This is a genomic window from Treponema endosymbiont of Eucomonympha sp., from assembly GCF_001028545.1.
This window is the reverse complement of record NZ_BBPW01000416.1, coordinates 1-613: the sequence shown is the minus strand read 5'-3', so window position 1 is coordinate 613 and position 613 is coordinate 1. Positions and strand designations below refer to the sequence as shown.

Here is a 613-nt window from a genome sequence, read left to right as displayed (position 1 = left end):
TCAATGACTTTTTCGTTTGGTCTCAATTATGATTTTGCCATACCTAGTGGTATTGACGCATCTACAATCAAGACCGGAAAACCCGGCGGACAGAGACGCGCCCTATCAACATAACTATACGTATATAGGAACGGGTCAGTTAGGGAGTGTTCACGCGGCGGAAGATTCAACGCCGTTGCGCTCCTTGTACAGTTCAAGGTCATAATCCCCCGGCTTTTTGCGGCTGCGTTTCGGCGGGAGCAAAGCCGCGTTTCCATGAAAACGCCCGCGTTTTGTTATCCTCATATGCCTTATCCATAAGCAGCATAGTGCCTTCGCGTTTCCCTATGCTTTCCAGTAGCAACGGACCCTCTTTCGCGCCGGAAGCGTTCCCCGCAGGCAGGCTAAACTTCACAAGCACCGCGTCGCCTGTCGTTATTGCGTGTATCTTTGTGTGCCAGTCCCCGTACGATTTCCTTATCGCCTGTTTTCCATTTTGTTAATGCCCCGTGAGCGTCGGAGTGCGCCTTGACTGGCGTCAAATCCGGCGAAAGAACCGTCGCTTCGGCTACGTTTTTCGCCTGAAGCTTGGTGAAAACCTGCTCTCATATGCCGCTTTTGTCCGGCGGCTGAA

At 52.0% G+C, this 613-nt stretch carries 1 protein-coding gene; it reads right to left on the bottom strand.

Features of this window, described 5'->3' with window-relative positions:
• Nucleotides 1-199: 199 nt before the first annotated feature.
• Nucleotides 200-394, bottom strand: coding sequence for a hypothetical protein (locus tag AWU74_RS07385; protein ID WP_059369499.1), 195 nt, complete (start codon nt 392-394; stop codon nt 200-202).
• Nucleotides 395-613: the final 219 nt, after the last annotated feature.